Origin of the sequence: Pseudomonas zhanjiangensis (assembly GCF_041027545.1) — a bacterium.
Taxonomy (GTDB): domain Bacteria; phylum Pseudomonadota; class Gammaproteobacteria; order Pseudomonadales; family Pseudomonadaceae; genus Aquipseudomonas; species Aquipseudomonas zhanjiangensis.
Genome location: NZ_JBFTEG010000014.1, coordinates 47,531 through 62,690, shown reverse-complemented (window position 1 = coordinate 62,690; position 15,160 = coordinate 47,531). Strand labels below are relative to the sequence as shown.

General features: G+C 69.0%; 13 protein-coding genes. 5 read left to right on the top strand and 8 right to left on the bottom strand.

Annotated features, from left to right (window positions below; genetic code table 11):
* Nucleotides 1–13: 13 nt before the first annotated feature.
* The 6 genes from AB5S05_RS16670 to fdhF are packed head-to-tail and all read right to left on the bottom strand — an operon-like array spanning nucleotide 14 to nucleotide 7,695.
* Entirely contained in the window at nucleotides 14–988 is a 975-nt protein-coding gene (locus tag AB5S05_RS16670) for an alpha-ketoacid dehydrogenase subunit beta (protein WP_369288644.1), read from the bottom strand.
* Nucleotides 985–1,974, bottom strand: coding sequence for a pyruvate dehydrogenase (acetyl-transferring) E1 component subunit alpha (pdhA, locus tag AB5S05_RS16665; RefSeq protein WP_369288643.1), 990 nt, complete (start codon nucleotides 1,972–1,974; stop codon nucleotides 985–987). The genes AB5S05_RS16670 and pdhA overlap by 4 nt, the downstream gene beginning before the upstream one ends.
* Nucleotides 1,971–3,734 carry an acetate--CoA ligase gene (acsA, locus tag AB5S05_RS16660; protein WP_369288642.1) on the bottom strand — a complete coding sequence of 588 codons (1,764 nt, stop codon included), beginning with the start codon at nucleotides 3,732–3,734 and terminating at the stop codon, nucleotides 1,971–1,973. The genes pdhA and acsA overlap by 4 nt, the downstream gene beginning before the upstream one ends.
* 22 nt (nucleotides 3,735–3,756) lie before the next feature.
* Nucleotides 3,757–4,596 carry an FAD/NAD(P)-binding protein gene (locus AB5S05_RS16655; RefSeq protein ID WP_369288641.1) on the bottom strand — a complete coding sequence of 280 codons (840 nt, stop codon included), beginning with the start codon at nucleotides 4,594–4,596 and terminating at the stop codon, nucleotides 3,757–3,759.
* Nucleotides 4,593–5,612 (bottom strand): 4Fe-4S dicluster domain-containing protein, encoded by a 1,020-nt coding sequence (locus tag AB5S05_RS16650; RefSeq protein WP_369288640.1) that lies wholly within the window; start codon nucleotides 5,610–5,612, stop codon nucleotides 4,593–4,595. Before AB5S05_RS16650 ends, AB5S05_RS16655 begins: the two co-directional genes overlap by 4 nt.
* Nucleotides 5,599–7,695: a formate dehydrogenase subunit alpha gene (fdhF, locus tag AB5S05_RS16645; protein WP_369288639.1), complete on the bottom strand. Its 2,097-nt coding sequence runs from the start codon at nucleotides 7,693–7,695 to the stop codon at nucleotides 5,599–5,601. The genes AB5S05_RS16650 and fdhF overlap by 14 nt, the downstream gene beginning before the upstream one ends.
* Before the next feature lie 194 nt (nucleotides 7,696–7,889).
* On the opposite strand from fdhF, the gene AB5S05_RS16640 reads away from it, so the two are divergent.
* A complete protein-coding gene (locus AB5S05_RS16640) occupies nucleotides 7,890–8,435 on the top strand; it encodes an Hsp20/alpha crystallin family protein (RefSeq protein ID WP_369288638.1) in 546 nt (181 codons plus the stop codon).
* Between the two features lie 104 nt (nucleotides 8,436–8,539).
* Here AB5S05_RS16640 and AB5S05_RS16635 read toward each other — a convergent pair whose 3' ends face one another.
* On the bottom strand, nucleotides 8,540–9,436 hold the full coding sequence (locus tag AB5S05_RS16635; RefSeq protein ID WP_369288637.1) for a universal stress protein: 897 nt from the start codon (nucleotides 9,434–9,436) through the stop codon (nucleotides 8,540–8,542).
* A 314-nt stretch (nucleotides 9,437–9,750) separates the two neighbouring features.
* Here AB5S05_RS16635 and AB5S05_RS16630 point away from each other — a divergent pair, with 314 nt between their 5' ends.
* From AB5S05_RS16630 to pncA, 3 genes are read left to right on the top strand one after another with little or no spacing between them, the layout of a single operon-like run.
* Nucleotides 9,751–10,788 (top strand): phosphotransferase, encoded by a 1,038-nt coding sequence (locus tag AB5S05_RS16630; protein ID WP_369288636.1) that lies wholly within the window; start codon nucleotides 9,751–9,753, stop codon nucleotides 10,786–10,788.
* Between the two features lie 29 nt (nucleotides 10,789–10,817).
* Complete coding sequence (locus AB5S05_RS16625; RefSeq protein WP_369288635.1) at nucleotides 10,818–11,795, top strand: ribose-phosphate diphosphokinase; 978 nt, start codon at nucleotides 10,818–10,820, stop codon at nucleotides 11,793–11,795.
* On the top strand, nucleotides 11,792–12,427 hold the full coding sequence (gene pncA / locus AB5S05_RS16620) for a bifunctional nicotinamidase/pyrazinamidase (RefSeq protein WP_369288634.1): 636 nt from the start codon (nucleotides 11,792–11,794) through the stop codon (nucleotides 12,425–12,427). The genes AB5S05_RS16625 and pncA overlap by 4 nt, the downstream gene beginning before the upstream one ends.
* Nucleotides 12,428–12,432: 5 nt before the next feature.
* On the opposite strand, the gene AB5S05_RS16615 is transcribed toward pncA, so the two are convergent.
* Nucleotides 12,433–13,794, bottom strand: coding sequence for a nicotinate phosphoribosyltransferase (locus AB5S05_RS16615; protein WP_369288633.1), 1,362 nt, complete (start codon nucleotides 13,792–13,794; stop codon nucleotides 12,433–12,435).
* A 147-nt stretch (nucleotides 13,795–13,941) separates the two neighbouring features.
* Here AB5S05_RS16615 and AB5S05_RS16610 point away from each other — a divergent pair, with 147 nt between their 5' ends.
* On the top strand, nucleotides 13,942–15,066 hold the full coding sequence (locus tag AB5S05_RS16610; RefSeq protein ID WP_369288632.1) for a CapA family protein: 1,125 nt from the start codon (nucleotides 13,942–13,944) through the stop codon (nucleotides 15,064–15,066).
* Nucleotides 15,067–15,160 lie beyond the last annotated feature (94 nt).

Genomic DNA, 15,160 nt, shown 5'->3' with positions numbered 1-15,160 from the left:
CGGCACTCCCGGATCAACCGCAGACCTGGTGGGCCGCCGCCACTATCGACGCCAGCTGCGGCAAGGCGGCGTCCTCCAGGTGCTTGGCGTAGGGGATCGGCACCTCGGCGCTGCACAGACGCATCGGCGGCGCGTCCAGCTCGAAGAAGCCCTGCTCGATGATCCGGGTGATGATTTCCGCGGCCAGGCTGCCGCTGCGCCAGCCTTCGTCGACCACCAGCACGCGGCGGGTCTTGCGCACCGAGGCCAGCAGGGTCGCGTCGTCCAGCGGACGCAGCACGCGCAGGTCGATGACCTCGGCGCTGATGCCCTCGGCATCCAGTTGCTCGGCCGCCGCCAGGGCCTTGCCGAGGGTGCCGCCGTAGGTGATCAGGCTCAGGTCGCTACCCGCGCGGCGCACCCGCGCCGAGTGGATGTCGACCACCTGGCCCGGCTCCAGCTCGCCTTCCAGGTTGTACAGCTGGGCATGCTCGAAGATCAGCACCGGGTCGGGGTCCTGCAGCGCCGGCCAGAGCATGCCGCGGGCGTCCTCCAGCGTCGCCGGGGCGAGGACCTTCAGCCCCGGGATATGCGTGTACCAGCCCTCCAGGCTGTGCGAGTGCTGGGCCGCGAGCTGACGCCCGGCGCCGGTGGCCATGCGCACCACCAGCGGCACCGAGAACTGCCCGCCGGACATGTGCCGCAGGGTCGCCGCGGTGTTGATCAGCGGGTCGAGGGCGAGCAAGCTGAAGTTCACCGTCATCACCTCGACGATCGGCCGCATGCCGCCCAGGGCCGCGCCAATGCCGGCGCCAACGAAGCCCAGCTCGGACAAGGGCGTGTCGCGCACGCGCTGCTCGCCGAACTCCTCCAGCAGGCCCTTGGACACCGCATAGGTGCCGCCGTAGCGGCCGACGTCCTCGCCCATCAGGAACACCCGCGGGTCGCGCTGCAGGGCTTCGCGCAGGGCTTCGCGCACCGCCTCGCGGTAGGTGGTAGGCGTGCTCATGGGCTCACCTGCGGTGTATAGACGTCGCGGCAGAGGTCGGCCACCGGCTCCAGGCTGCCGGCCTGGGCGTAGGTCACCGCCGCCTCCACCTCGGCCTCGACCTCGGCCTCGAGGGCCACCAGCCCGGCGTCGTCGAGCAGGCCCTGGGCCCTGAGCCGCGCGGTATAGCTGAGGATCGGTCCGCGGGCCTTCCACTGCTCGACCTCGGCCTTGTCGCGGTACAGCTCGGGGTCGAACATCGAGTGGGCGCGGAAGCGGTAGGTCTGCATCTCGAGGAAATACGGCCCCTGCCCCGCCCGCACCTGCTCGACCGCGGCGCGGCTGGCTTCGTGCACCGCGACCACGTCCATGCCGTCCACCGCCTGGGTTGCCACCTTGTAGGCCGCGGCCTTGGCGCAGAGGTCGGTCTGCGATTGCGAGCGGGCTAGTGCAGTGCCCATGGCGTAGAGGTTGTTCTCGCAGCAGAACAGCACCGGCAACTGCCAGAACACCGCCAGGTTGAGCGCCTCGTGAAAGGCGCCCTCGGCCATCGCCCCCTCGCCGAAGAAACACACCGCGATGCGCGTGCCGCCCTGCAGGCGCTCGGCCAGGGCCAGGCCCACGGTCAGCGGCAGGCCGCCGGCGACGATGGCGTTGCCGCCGAAGAATCGGGTGTTGGCATCGAACAGGTGCATCGAGCCACCGCGTCCGCGCGAGCAGCCCTGCTGCAAGCCGAACATCTCGGCCATGATCGCCTGCATCGGCACGCCCTGGATCAGCGCATGGCCATGCTCGCGGTAGGTGGCGACCACCGCATCGTCCGGCGCCAGGGCGTGCAGGGCGCCGACCGCCACCGCCTCCTCGCCGATATACAGGTGCAGGAAGCCGCGGATCTTGCCCTCGCCGTACAACTCGGCGGCGCGCTCCTCCAGGCGGCGGATGCGCAGCATGTCATGCAGCAGGCGCAGCGCGAACGGCGATTCATAAGGCACTGGCTGCGCGCTCATGTCGGATTCTCCAGGGTCGAGGTGTCGCCTTCGGGCAGGCCCAGCTCGCGGGCCTTGAGCAGCCGGCGCATGAGCTTGCCGCTGCGGGTATGCGGCAGGCTCGGCAGAAACGCCAGGGCCTTGGGCGCCACCGCGGCGCCCAGGCGCTTGCGCGCGTGACCGAGCAATTCGTCGTGCAGCGCCTCGCTCGCCTCGAAGCCGCTGTTCAGCGCGACGAACGCCTTGACCGTCTCGCCGAGCAGTTCGTCGGGCATGCCGATCACCGCCGCCTCGACCACCGCCGGATGCTCCAGCAGGGCGCTTTCCACCTCGAACGGGCCGATCAGGTGGCCGGCCGACTTGATCACGTCGTCGCTGCGGCCGACGAACCAGTAGTAGCCGTCGGCATCGCGCCGGGCCAGGTCGCCGCTGAGGTACCAGTCGCCGACGAAGCAGCGCTGGTAGCGCTCCTCCTGGCCCAGGTAGGTGCGGAACATCGCCGGCCAGGGGCGCCTGAGGGCCAGCTCGCCGACCACCTCGTCCTCCAGCAACTGCAGGCCGCCGTCGTCGCGCCGGGCAACGATCGCTGCCTCGACGCCCGGCAGCGGCTTGCCCATGGAGCCGGGCTTGATCAGCATCGCCGGGGTGTTGGCGATCATGATGCCGCCGGTCTCGGTCTGCCACCAGTTGTCGTGGATCGGCAGGCCGAGCACCTCCTTGCCCCACCACACCGCCTCGGGATTGAGCGGCTCGCCGACGCTGGCGACGAAGCGCAGCTGGGAAAAATTGTGCCGGCTGGCCAGTTCGGCGCCGGCCTTCATCAGCAGGCGGATGGCCGTCGGCGCGGTGTACCAGACGCTGACCCGCTGCTTCTCGAGAATCCCGTACCAGCGCTCGGCGTCGAACTCGCCGCTGTCGACCACGCTGGTGACGCCTAGCAGCAGCGGCGCGAGGATGCCGTAGGAGGTGCCGGTGACCCAGCCGGGATCGGCGCTGCACCAGTAGAGGTCGTCGTCGTGCAGGTCCAGGGCGTACTTGCCGGTGACCAGGTGAGTCAGCGCGGCGCCGTGCACATGCAGGGCGCCCTTGGGGGTGCCGGTGGTGCCGCTGGTGAAGTGCAGCAGCGAGGGCGTCTCGGCCGTGGTCGCGGCGATGGCGAAGTCCTCGTCGGCCTCGGCCAGCAGGCGCGGCAGACTCTCGGTGCCCGCCGGGCACTCGAGCGCACCACCATTTTCCTCGTACAGCAGCACATGGCGCAGCGCCGGCAAGCGCTCGCGGATGCCGGCCACCTTGCGCCGGTACAGGCTTTCGCTGGTCAGCAGCACGCTGCCCTCGCCGAGGCGCAGGCGGGTCTCGATCGGCTCCGGGCCGAACGCGGAGAACAGCGGGCAGACCACGCAGCCGTTCTTCAGGCCGCCGAGCACCCCGAGGTACAGCTCCAGCCCGCGGTTGCAGAGGACGAACAGACGCTCGCCGGGCGCGACGCCGAGGCGCTTGAGCACGTTGGCGAAGCGGTTGCTCAGGCTGCTCAGTTGCGCATAGCTGAGGTCGCAGCGGCCGCCGTTGCGATCGAGGATACGCAGCGCCACATGCCGCCGGCGGCGGCCCTGGGCATGCCGATCGACCGCCTCGTAGGCCAGGTTCAGGCCGCCATCGGGCAGACCGCTTAGCGCCTTGGCCTCGGCCTCCCAGGAGAACGCCTCGCGCGCCTGCTCGGTATCCAGCCAGTTGGGCGCGACGCGCAGGTCCCTGGGGTATTTCTCGATGATCGGCCCACGCATGGCGTACCCCTTGCTCAATCCATCAACAGAAACGTAGATCCTGGCCGACCGCTGGCTGCCGGGTATTCGCCAGCAGGTGCAGATAGCGGTCGTAGCGGTAGGTCGGGCCGTCCTGGCAGGCGTAGCTGGCGCCGACATAGCAATGGCCGCACAGGCCATCGGCGCAGTGCATGCGCCGCTCCAGCGACAGCCAGATCTTGTCGGCGGCCATGCCCCGGCGCAGGCACTGCTCGGCCGTGGCCAGCATCAGCGGCTCAGGCCCACAGCACAGCAGCGCCTCGGGTGAGTGCGCGGCAAAGACTTCGTCGAGGTGCTCGAGCGGTGTGCCCTGGCGCTGCCCCACCGTCGCTCGGTCGAAGGTCTCGATCAGCGGCAGCGCCTGGCGCCACTGCTCGCGTTCGCGGCTGAGCACCTGGGCGGCGCTGTGGAGCGCACCGTAGAGCACGCTCAACTGTACGGGCAGGCGATTGCTGGTGGCCTCCTGGATCACCCCGGCCAGGGGTGCCAGGCCACAGCCGCCGGCCACGGCGATGACCCGCTGGGCGCTGAAGAACAACGGCCAGCCCCTGCCGAAGGGCCCGCGATAGCCCAGCACGGCGCCATTGTTCAGCTCGAACAAGGCGTCGGTAAGGCGGCCCATGCGCCGGATCAGGGCACTGAACAGGCCTGTGCGGTCGGGCCGGCTGACATAGGTGAACGGCGCCTCACCATGGCCCGGCAGCGCGAGCATGAAGAACTGCCCGGGAATCACCGTCAGGTCGGCCGCCGCCGGCGCCTCGATGCGAAAACTGAAGTGGCGAGCGTCCTCACCGTCGGCATAGTGCTCGAGCAGGTGCAACCTGCGTGGCGTCGCCTCGATCATCGCTGCACCACCCTGTGCATGACCCCATGCACGCCTATGCCGCCGGGACAGACGCGATCGCAGCGGCCGCAACCGACGCAGCCATAGCGATTGAAACTGGCCTTGAAATCGTCGCCGAATTTGTGCGCCCAGAAGCGCTGGACCCGCAGCCCGGCAGTGGCGCTGGGGTTGTGGCCGCTGGCCTCGCGCTGAAAGCTCTCGTACAGGCAACTGTCCCAGACCCGCTCGCGCTGCACGCCGCCGTGCTCGTCGGCCTGCTCCCGCGGGGCGAAACAGGAGCAGGTCGGGCACACCGAGGTACAGCCGGAACAGGCCAGGCAGCGCAAGCCCAGTTCCTCCCAGGTGGCCGCGTCGATCCGCCCGGCGTTCAGCGCCGCGATGCCCTCGACGACGTCGCGCTGCTCGCCCTGTTCGCGCGCCACCCGGGCGCTGTTGGCCTCGCGCTCGGCCTGCCAGTCCGCGCTGGCCGGGTCCAGGCTGAGCCCGACCAAGGCGTCGCGGCCGGCCTCGGACGCGACCAGCAGCAGCCAGTCGGCCTCCTCGGCCTCGCGCGGCAGCAGGATCAGGTCGGCGCTCCCGGGCCGAACCGCCGGGCCACTGTCCAGGGTGCTGCAGAAGCCGCCGGCGCAGCTGTGCAGGCAGTCGAGGCCGACCAGCAGGGTTGCCTGGCGGCGCGCCTGGTAATGCGGGTCGCCGGCGAAGAACTGGTCCTGGTAGGCCACCGCCACCAGGTCGCAGGCATGCAGGCCGAACAACACCTGCGCGGCGACGTCCGGCAGGGCCGAATAGAAGTGGCCACCGTCGAAGCGAAACAGCAGTTCGCGCTCGGCGAAGAAGAAGCTCTTGGCGGAAAATGGCGGCGGTTCGGCGTCGGCCTGAAAGTCACAGAGGCTGCCGGCGCTGGTCAGCTGCCAGTGCCTCCCGCCCTGGCCGTCCGGCTGCACCTGATACAGTTGGCGCTCGCGGGCCAGGTGGGCGCGCAGGCGTTCCGGGCGATCCAGGCTATAGGCTTGCATGCGCGCTCTCCTGCCAGGCCCCGGCCTGTGCCCGCGGGGCCACGCCGACGGCAAGCGGCACCACCGCCACCGCGCAGGCCTTGAGTTCCGGCATCTTGCTGACCGGGTCCTGGGCGCCGTTGGTCAGGCGATTGCAGGGCGCCTCGCGGAAGTGATAGGGCATCGCCAGGGTGCCGCGCGGCACATCGTCGGTCAGGTGCACGCGGGTCTCCAGATAGCCCCGGCGCGAGCGCACGCCCACCGCCTGCTGGTCACGCAGGCCCAGGGCGATGCCGTCCTCGGGGTGCATGAACAGCAGCGCCGCCGGGGTTTCCCGTTCGAGCAGCGGCGACTTGCGGGTCATCGAGCCGCCGCCGTAGTGAAAGTGCAGGCGATGGGTGGTGAAGGCGAAGGGGTACTCGGCGTCCGGCAGCTCGTCCGGCTCGACCTGGCTGACCGGCAGCAGCCGCGCCCGGCCGATCGGAAAGGCCTCGACATGCAGCACCGGCGAGCCCTGCGGATTGGCGGCATTGCACGGCCACTGCAGGCCCTGGTGCAGGTCCAGGCCGGCATAGGTCATGGCGGAGAAACTCGGGGTCAGCTGCGCCATTTCATCGAACACCGCCTCGGCATCCGCCCAGTCCAGCCCACGGCAGCCCAGGCGCGTGGCCAGTTCGGCGAGGATCTGCCAGTCGCCGCGCGCCGTGCCGGGTGGCGCGATGGCCGGACGGATGCGCTGCACCCGGCGTTCGCAGTTGGTGAAGGTGCCATGCTTCTCGCTGAAGGCCACCGCCGGTAGGACCACGTCGGCCATCCTGGCGGTCTCGGTCAGGGTCAGCTCCACCACCACCAGAAAGTCCAGGGCCGCCAGGGCGCTGGCCACATGGTTCTGATCCGGGTCGGTGAGTACCGGCTCCTCGCCCATGATCATCAGCGCGCGCAGCTCACCGGCCAGCGCGGCCTTGGTCATGCCCAGCGAGGTCAGGCCCGACTGGTCGCTTTGGGGGCGTCCCCAGGCGGCGGCGAACTTGGCCCGTACCGCCGGGTCGCTGACCGCCTGGTAGCCGGGGTAGACGTTGGGCAGGCAGCCCATGTCGCAGGCGCCCTGCACGTTGTTTTGGCCGCGCAACGGGTTGATGCCGGTGCCGGGGCGGCCGATCTGACCACAGGCTAGGACCAGGTTGGAAACCGCGATGACGTTGTTGGTGCCGCTCTGGAACTGGGTGATGCCCATGCCGTAGGCGGTGAAGGCGGTCTTCGCGTGGCTGAACAGGTAGGCGACCCGTTCCAGGTCGGCGGCGGCGATGCCGGTCTGGGCACTGGTCTGCTCGACCGTGACCCCGGCCAGGTGGCGGCGCAGCGGCTCGATGTCCTCGCAGCGCGCGGCGAGAAAGGCCCTGTTTTCCCAACCATTGGCCAGGATGATCTGCAACAGGCCGTTGAGCAGGGCGATGTTGCTGCCCAGGCGCAGCTGCAGGTGCAGATCGGCCAGGCGGGCCAGGCGCGTCTTGCGCGGATCGACGACGATCAGCTTGGCGCCGCGGGCCTGGGCGCGCAGCATGCGCGCGCCGATCATGGCGTGGTTTTCGGTGACGTCGGCGCCGATCACCAGGATCACCTCGGCCAGGTCGATGTCGGCGATGCTGTTGCTCATTGCCCCGGAGCCGAGGGTGCGCGCCAGGCCGGCCACCGACGGGCTGTGGCAGATCCGCGCGCAGTGGTCGACGTTGTGGGTGCCGAGCACCGCGCGGGCGAATTTCTGCGCGGCGTAGTTGTCCTCGTTGGTGGCGCGGGCACAGCTGATCACCCCGACCCCTTGCGGCCCCAAGGCCTGCAGTGCCGCGCCGAACTCATCGGCGACCCGCTGCAACGCCTCGTCCCAACTGGCGGGGCGAAAGCGGCCATGCTCCTTGATCAAGGGCGTGGTCAGGCGGTTGCCAGGATCGACCGCGAAGCTGCTCGACCAGCCCTTGGCGCACAACTGGCCCTGGCTGACCGGATGCCCGGGCTGTGGCTCGACGCCGATCACCCAACCTTCCTCGACCCGCAGGCCGATGCCGCAGCCGACTCCACAAAAGGTGCAAATGCTCGGTGTCACGCGCATCAGGAGATCCCCGCACCATCCTCTGAGCTTCAGGCTAGAGCGCGGCCCATGCGCCGGGGTTGATCTTGATCAATGTTTCGGGAAGCGCAGTCCGCAAGCCATACAGGCGCTTTGATCTTGATCAAAGTTGGGGCCCGAGCGGGGCGCACAATCTATTTGTCCATTTCTGGACGCCCTGAATGGAGGGACAAAAAATGGTTGGTAGCGCGAAGAAAATGCCGATCAAGAAGACCGAGCAAGAGAGCCAAGAACGCACCGAGCTGACGGAGCCCTGGCATCCGTTCGAAACCCTGCGCCAGCAGGTCGACAGCCTGTTCGAGGACTTCTCTCACGGCTCGCTACGCCTGCCGTTCGGTCGTCGCCGGCTGGATGTGGAGCCGTTCCTGCGCCGCGAACTGCTGGGCAAGGCCGTTCCGGCCGTGGATATCGCCGAGAAGGAACGCAGCTTCGAGATCACAGCAGAACTGCCGGGCATGGATGAGAAGGATATCGAGATCAACCTGAGCAACGGCAACCTGGTGATCAGGGGCGAAAAGAAGGAAGAGAAAGAGGAGAAGAAGAAAGACTACTACCTGAGCGAACGCCACTACGGTTCGTTCGAACGTATGTTCAACCTGCCCCAGGGAGTAGACCCAGACAACATCGAGGCGCGCTTCAGCAAGGGCGTGTTGACCATCAGCATGCCGAAGAAGCCCGAGGCCATCAAACCGGAAAAACGCATCCCGGTGAAAAACGGCTGACCCCGACTTCGACAGGGCCCCTGACCCTATGGCAGGGGCCTTTTCTATATGACGATGCCCCAGGGCAGCGCTGCGCACAGGAGGCGCAGGCCGGGAGATCACCGCTAGCTGATCGCCAGGATGCTGCTCGGCCCATGGTTGAGAATGTGTTCGGTGGTACTGCCGATCAGCTTGCTCAGGCCCTGGCGGTGGACCCGACCCATCACGATCACATCCATCTGCTGTTGGGCGGCGAAGTCGGCGATGGCGCCGATCGGCGAGCCCGGGATGAAATGGCGACGCTCGGCCGGCACGCCGAAATCGTCGGCCAGAGCGGTGAAGGCCCAGTGCTGGGACTGGCGCAGTTCTTCGACCAGATCGCCACTCCAGCCTGCCGCACCGGCGCCGACACTGCCCAGGTAGGCTGGCATCAGGTCGTAGGTGTGCACCAGGTGCAGCTCGGCGTTGCATTGCAGGGCCAGGCCATTGGCGGCCGCCAGGATGCGCTGGTTGAGGCCGCTGATCTGGGTCTGCGGCTGCGACGGGTCGACCGCCGCCAGCACCCGCTTGGGCAGTGGATTGGCGGCCTGGCTGACCAGATGGACCGGCACCGGGCAATCGCGCAGCAAGTGCCAGTCCAGCGGGGTGATAAAGGCGCGCTTGAGCAGCGGCTCGTGCTGCAGGTCCTTGACCAGCAGGTCCGGCTGCATTTCCCTGACGTGGGAGAGAATTTCCTCGCGCACCTGCTGGGTCCAGACCACCTCGCGGGTCACATGCACGCCCTTGGAAGCCATCAGCGCGGCCTCGTCGGCCAGCCATTCGCGGCGCTCCTGCAAGCAACGCTCGCGGGTTTCCTCCTGAATGCCCTTGTCCAGCAGCGGCAGGGTCGCCAAGGGTTCGACGAAGGCGCTCAGGTGCAGCGACGCCCCCGTGGCCTCGGCCAGCGCGGCGGCCCGCTGCAGGGCTGGCGAATGGCGCATGGCTGGATCGGCGATGAGCAACACACGTTGGTACTGGCTCATGGGGCACCTCCGCAGTGGGTCTTGCCAGTACCGGGTCCTGGCACCTGTGCGCGGCCAGCGCAGCACAGTGAACAGGCTGCGCCCGCCCAGCGGCCAGCGTATTGACGTGCATCAAGCCCGGAGGACACCCGGCTTGATCGACATCAATCGCAATCGCCTGCCGGCGGTTCATCCTGCATACATGGCCGTCGCCCGATACCGCGATGCACGGGTGATGGGCATGCCAACCGGAATCGGAGGACAAGGCCGATGCCACTCGCCACAATGCCCTGCTGCCAGGGCCCGCGGCGCCGCGAGGCGACAGCGAGGCGCGCATGAGCGAGCAGCAGCCGGTCATCGACTTTCTTTCTCGCGCGGCAAGCTATGGCGATCCGCTGGGCCAGGTCGAGTGCATCGAGACCCACGGCTCGCTGATCTTCCTGCATGGCCAATGCGCCTACAAGCTCAAGCGCGCGATCGCCTACGCCGCCCTCGACTACCTCTCGCTGGCGAGCCGCGAGCGGGCCTGCTTCGCCGAGTTGCACCTGAACCGGCGCACCGCCCCGAACCTCTACCTGGGGGTGCGCTCGATCACCCGTGGCGCCGATGGCCAGCTGCGTTTCGACGGCGCCGGCGAGGTGATCGACTGGGTGGTGGTGATGCGCCGCTTTCCCCAGCAGGCGCTGCTCGAACGCATGGCCGCCAGCGGACGCCTGAGCACGGCCCTGATGGAGGACCTCGGTGCGCGGATTGCCCGCTTCCATGCCGAGGCCGAGGTCACGCCGAACTTCGGTGGCGCAGCCGGTATCCGCCAGGCCATCGAAGACAATCACCAGGAACTCTGCCGCTACCCTCGCCTGCTCCCGCCTGCGGCGGTGCGGGCGCTCTACCACACCAGCCACAGCGCACTCGAAGGCCAAGCCAGGCTGCTCGATCAGCGCCGTGACCAAGGGCGGGTGCGGCGCTGCCACGGCGACCTGCGCCTGGCCAATATCTGCCTGTTCGAGGGGCAGCCGACCCTGTTCGACGGCGTCGAGTTCTGTGAGCGCATTGCCTGCATCGACACGCTCTATGACCTGGCCTTCCTGCTCATGGACCTGCAACACCACGAGCAGGTGGAGCTGGGTGCGCGGCTGCTCGACAGCTACCTCAGGCACAGCGGCGCGCCCGAGGACTGCCGGCCGTTGCCGCTGTTCCTCTCGCTGCGCGCAGCCACCCGTTGCTACACCCTGGCCTGTAGTGCCATGCGTCAGCGCACGCCCCTGGATGCCCAGCGCAAGGCGCGCCAGGCGCGCGCGCTGCTGCAGCAGGCCAAGGCCGACCTGTACGGCGACAGCCCACTCTTGACCTCCGTCCGCCAAGGACGATGCTGAATCCATAGCCCCTGAAAAGGAGAGCGACCATGCCAACCGATGCCCCGCTGCTGTTCGCCCTGGAAGGCAGCCAGGACTATGCCACCCGGGTCGCCGGGCGTCTCGGTTGCCCACTGGCCCGCCACGAGGAGCGCGAGTTCGAGGACGGCGAACACAAGAGCCGGCCGTTGCAGGCGGTCAATGGTCGCCAGGTGGTGGTCATTCACTCGCTCTACGGCGACGCCACGCACAGCGTCAACGACAAGCTCTGCCGCCTGCTGTTCTTCTGTGCCGCGCTCAAGGACGCCGGCGCCCGCCGCGTGCACCTGGTAGCGCCCTACCTGTGCTATGCGCGCAAGGAGCGACGCACCCAGTACCAGGACCCGATCATCAGCCGTTACGTCGCCGCCCTGATCGAGGCCAGTGGCGTCGACCGCGTGCTGGCCCTGGAAGTGCACAACCTGGCCGCCTTCGACAACGCCTTCCGCATCCCCACCCAGCACCTGGCCAGCGCCGAGCTGTTCGCCGCGCATTTCGCCGGGCTGGACGATGGCCGCGAGCTGGTCGCGGTGTCCCCGGACGCCGGCGGGGCCAAGCGTGCCGAGCAATTTCGCCTGGCCCTGGAACGGCGCATCGAACGGCCGGTGACCAGCGCCTTCATGGAGAAATACCGCAGCAACGATGTCGTCAGCGGCACCCTGCTGGTCGGCCAGGTCCAGGGCAGGACCGCGATCATCGTCGATGACCTGATCAGCACCGGCGGTACCCTGCTGCGCGCCGCCCAGGCCTGCCACGCCGCCGGCGCCACGCGGATCTTCGCCGCCGCCGTGCATGGCCTGTTCACCGGTGGCAGCGCGCTGCTCGACAGCCCGCTGCTCGAGCGTCTGGTGATCGGCGACAGCGTGCCGCCGTTTCGCCTGCCGCCGGCACTGGTGGCCCGGCGCATCGACATCCTCGATACCAGCCTGGCGGTGGCGGCGCTGCTGGCCGAGGAGTATGGCCTGAGCCTGGAGGAGGAGCGCCCATGAACGCCCAATTGCAACCCGGCGAGCACGACCTGCTGCTGGTGATCGACGTGCAGAACGACTTCTGCGCCGGCGGCGCCCTGGCGCTGCCCGATGGCGAGCAGGTGGTGGCGCCGATCAACCGCCTGGCACCGCGCTTCGCCCACGTGGTACTGACCCAGGACTGGCATCCGCCGCATCACCAGAGCTTCGCCAGCAGCCATCCGGGCCGCCAGCCCTACGACACCATTCAGCTGGCCTACGGCGCCCAGACCCTGTGGCCCGACCACTGCGTGCAGGACAGCCCCGGTGCGGCCTTGCACGGCCAGCTGCATATCCCCCATGCCGAGTTGATCCTGCGCAAGGGCTACCGCAGCGAGATCGACTCCTACTCGGCGTTCTACGAGAACGACCGCAGCACCCCCACCGGCCTCGCCGGCTACCTGCGCGAGCGCCGCCTGCAGCGACTGTTTCTGGTCGGCCTGGCCACCGACTACTGCGTGCAGTATTCCGCGCTCGACGCGCGCCGCGCAGGCTTCGAGGTGGTGGTGCTGCTGGACGCCTGCCGCGGCCTGAACCTGGACGGCTCGCTGGCCGCGGCGCTGACGGCGATGCACAAGGCCGGGGTACAGATCCGCGAAGGCAGCACGCCCTGAGCGCTTCAGCCCAGCCCGCTCAAGCCATCGGCCGCCGCCGCCAGGGTATGCAGGGCCGGGGCGATGCACACCGGGTAAGCGTCAGCCGGCTGCAGCGCACGCAGCGCCGGCGGCAAGCTGGCCAGCTGCTGGCGGGTATGCTCACGCACCTGCGGCAGCGTCGGCGAGGGCTGCAGGCGCCGGCCCTGGCGCATCACCGGCTGGATCAGCGCCTGCCCCTCGGCACTGTCGTCGACGCTGGTGAGGGTATCGCCCAGGCACAGCCCGTCGGCGTCGTAGCGCCGGTAGACCTGCTTGCGCCCGGGCCAGGTGGCCTTGCCTTCCGAGCGCTTGCGCCGCGGCGTACCGGCGTACTCCTGCAGCTTGTAGGCACAATCCAGGGCCGGCGCATCGCTGGAGGTGGCCAGGTGGGTGCCGACGCCGTAGCCGTCGATAGGCGCGCCCTCCTCGACCAGGCGCTGGATCAGGTATTCGTCGACGTTGCCACTGGCGAACAGGCTGACCTGGCTCAGGCCGCCGCGGTCGAGAATCGCCCGCACCAGACGGGCATGCACGCCGAGATCACCGCTGTCGATGCGCACCCCCTGGATGTCGATGCCGGCCTGGGCCAGCTGCGGTGCCAGCTCCACCACCTTCTGCGCCGCCGCCTCGGTGTCGTAGGTGTCGATCAACAGCACCACCGCGGCCGGCAGGCTATGGGCGAAATGGGCGAAGGCCTGGGCTTCGTCGAGGTGGGCCTGGACGAACGAATGGGCCATGGTGCCGGCCAGCGGAACCCCGAACTGGGCGCCGGCGAGCACCGTGGCGGTGGCGTCGAAGCCGGCCAGGTAGCTGGCCCTGGCCGCCAGCAGCCCGGCCTCCGCGCCATGCGCGCGACGCAGGCCGAAGTCCACCAGGCGCTTGCCCGCTGCGACCTGGACGATGCGCGCGGCCTTGCTGGCGATCAGGGTCTGCAAATGCAGCAGATTGATCAGCCGCGACTCGATCAGCTGCGCCTGCGGCAGTGGCGCGGTGATGCGCAGGATCGGCTCGTCGGCGAAGAACGGCGTGCCCTCGGCCATCGCATGCACCTCGCCGTCGAAGCGCAGCCGGCCCAGGTAATCGAGAAAGGCCGGCTTGAACAGGCCCTGGCGGCTCAGCCAGTCCAGCTCGGCCGGGGTGAAGCGCAACTGTTCCAGATAATCGAGCACCTGCTCCAGGCCGGCCGCCAGGTAGAAGTGGCGGCAGCCCGGCAACTTGCGGGCGAAGAACTCGAATACCGCGGTGTCCTGCAGGTCGTGGTCGAAGTAGCCCTGCAGCATGGTCAGCTGGTAGAGATCGGTGAGCAGAGCACTGGGAGCGGCGAGGTGGGGCTGGGCGAACGGCATGGAACCTCCTCCTGGCGCAGGGCGCTGCGCCAGCCTGGGCTAATTGCAGGCTAACGCCATGCCGCATGGCCTGCGACTGATGCAGATCAAAAACCTCCCGCTCGGTACGCGCATGCTGGCAGAACACCATGCCCGAGGGAGCTGAGCATGCCCAACCACGCACCCGACCTGCGCCTGTTTCTCGCCGGCGACCTGATGTGCGCGCGTGGCATCGACCAGATCCTGCCCCACCCGGGCGATCCGCGCCTGTATGAAGCCTATGTCAAGGATGCCCGCGACTATGTGCAGCTGGCCGAGCGGCGCAATGGCGCCTTCGCCCAACCGGTCGACTTCGCCTACGTCTGGGGCGCGGCGCTGGAGCTGCTGCGCCAGCGCCGGCCGAACGTGCGCCTGGTCAACCTGGAGTGCGCGGTGACCCACCAGGGCTGGCCGCAGCCCAAGGGCATCAACTACCGGATGAACCCGGCCAACCTGCCGGTACTGGATGTCGCCGGCATCGACTGCTGCGTGCTGGCCAACAACCATCTGCTGGACTGGGGCGAGGCCGGCCTGGCCGATACCCTCGCCCACCTCGACAGCCATGCCATCGCCCACGCCGGCGCCGGCCTGGCGCGCGCCGAGGCCGAAGCCCCGGCGATCCTGACACTGGACCGCGGCCGGCGCCTGCTGGTGTTCGCCTTCGCCACCGGCGACTGCGGCGTACCGCCGGGCTGGGCCGCTGGCGAACAGCAGCCGGGGGTCGCCCGGCTGGATGACCTCTCGGCCCGGAGCGTCGAGCGTGTGGCCCGCTGTATCGAGGCGGCCCGGCAGGCCGGCGACCGCGTGCTGGTGTCATTGCACTGGGGCGGCAACTGGGGCTTCGCCGTCTCCGCGCAGCAGCAGGACTTCGCCCATGCGTTGATCGACGTGGCCGGGGTGGACCTGCTGCATGGCCATTCCTCGCACCACATCAAGGGCCTGGAGGTCTACCGCGAGCGTCTGATCATCTATGGCTGCGGCGACCTGCTCGATGACTATGAAGGCATCGAGGGACACGCCGACTATCGCGCCGACCTGGGTCTGCTGTACTTCGCCGACCTGGCCCACGACGGTCGTCTGCAGGGACTGGAGCTGGTGCCCACGCGCCAGCGGCAGATGAGCATCCAGCGGGCCACCGGCGCCGACCGGCGCTGGCTGGAAGACTGCCTGCGCCGCGAATGCGCGCCCTTCGGCTGCTCGCTGAGGCCCACCAGCGAGAACAGCTTCGCCCTGGTCTGGCCGCCGGCCACCTGAGCCATAGCGAGCGCGCTTGGGCCGAAACAGCTGGCACGCTTGGGCAAGACGGCTGATCGCCGCCGCCCTGCCTGTCGTCCCTGTCCTGGCAGCC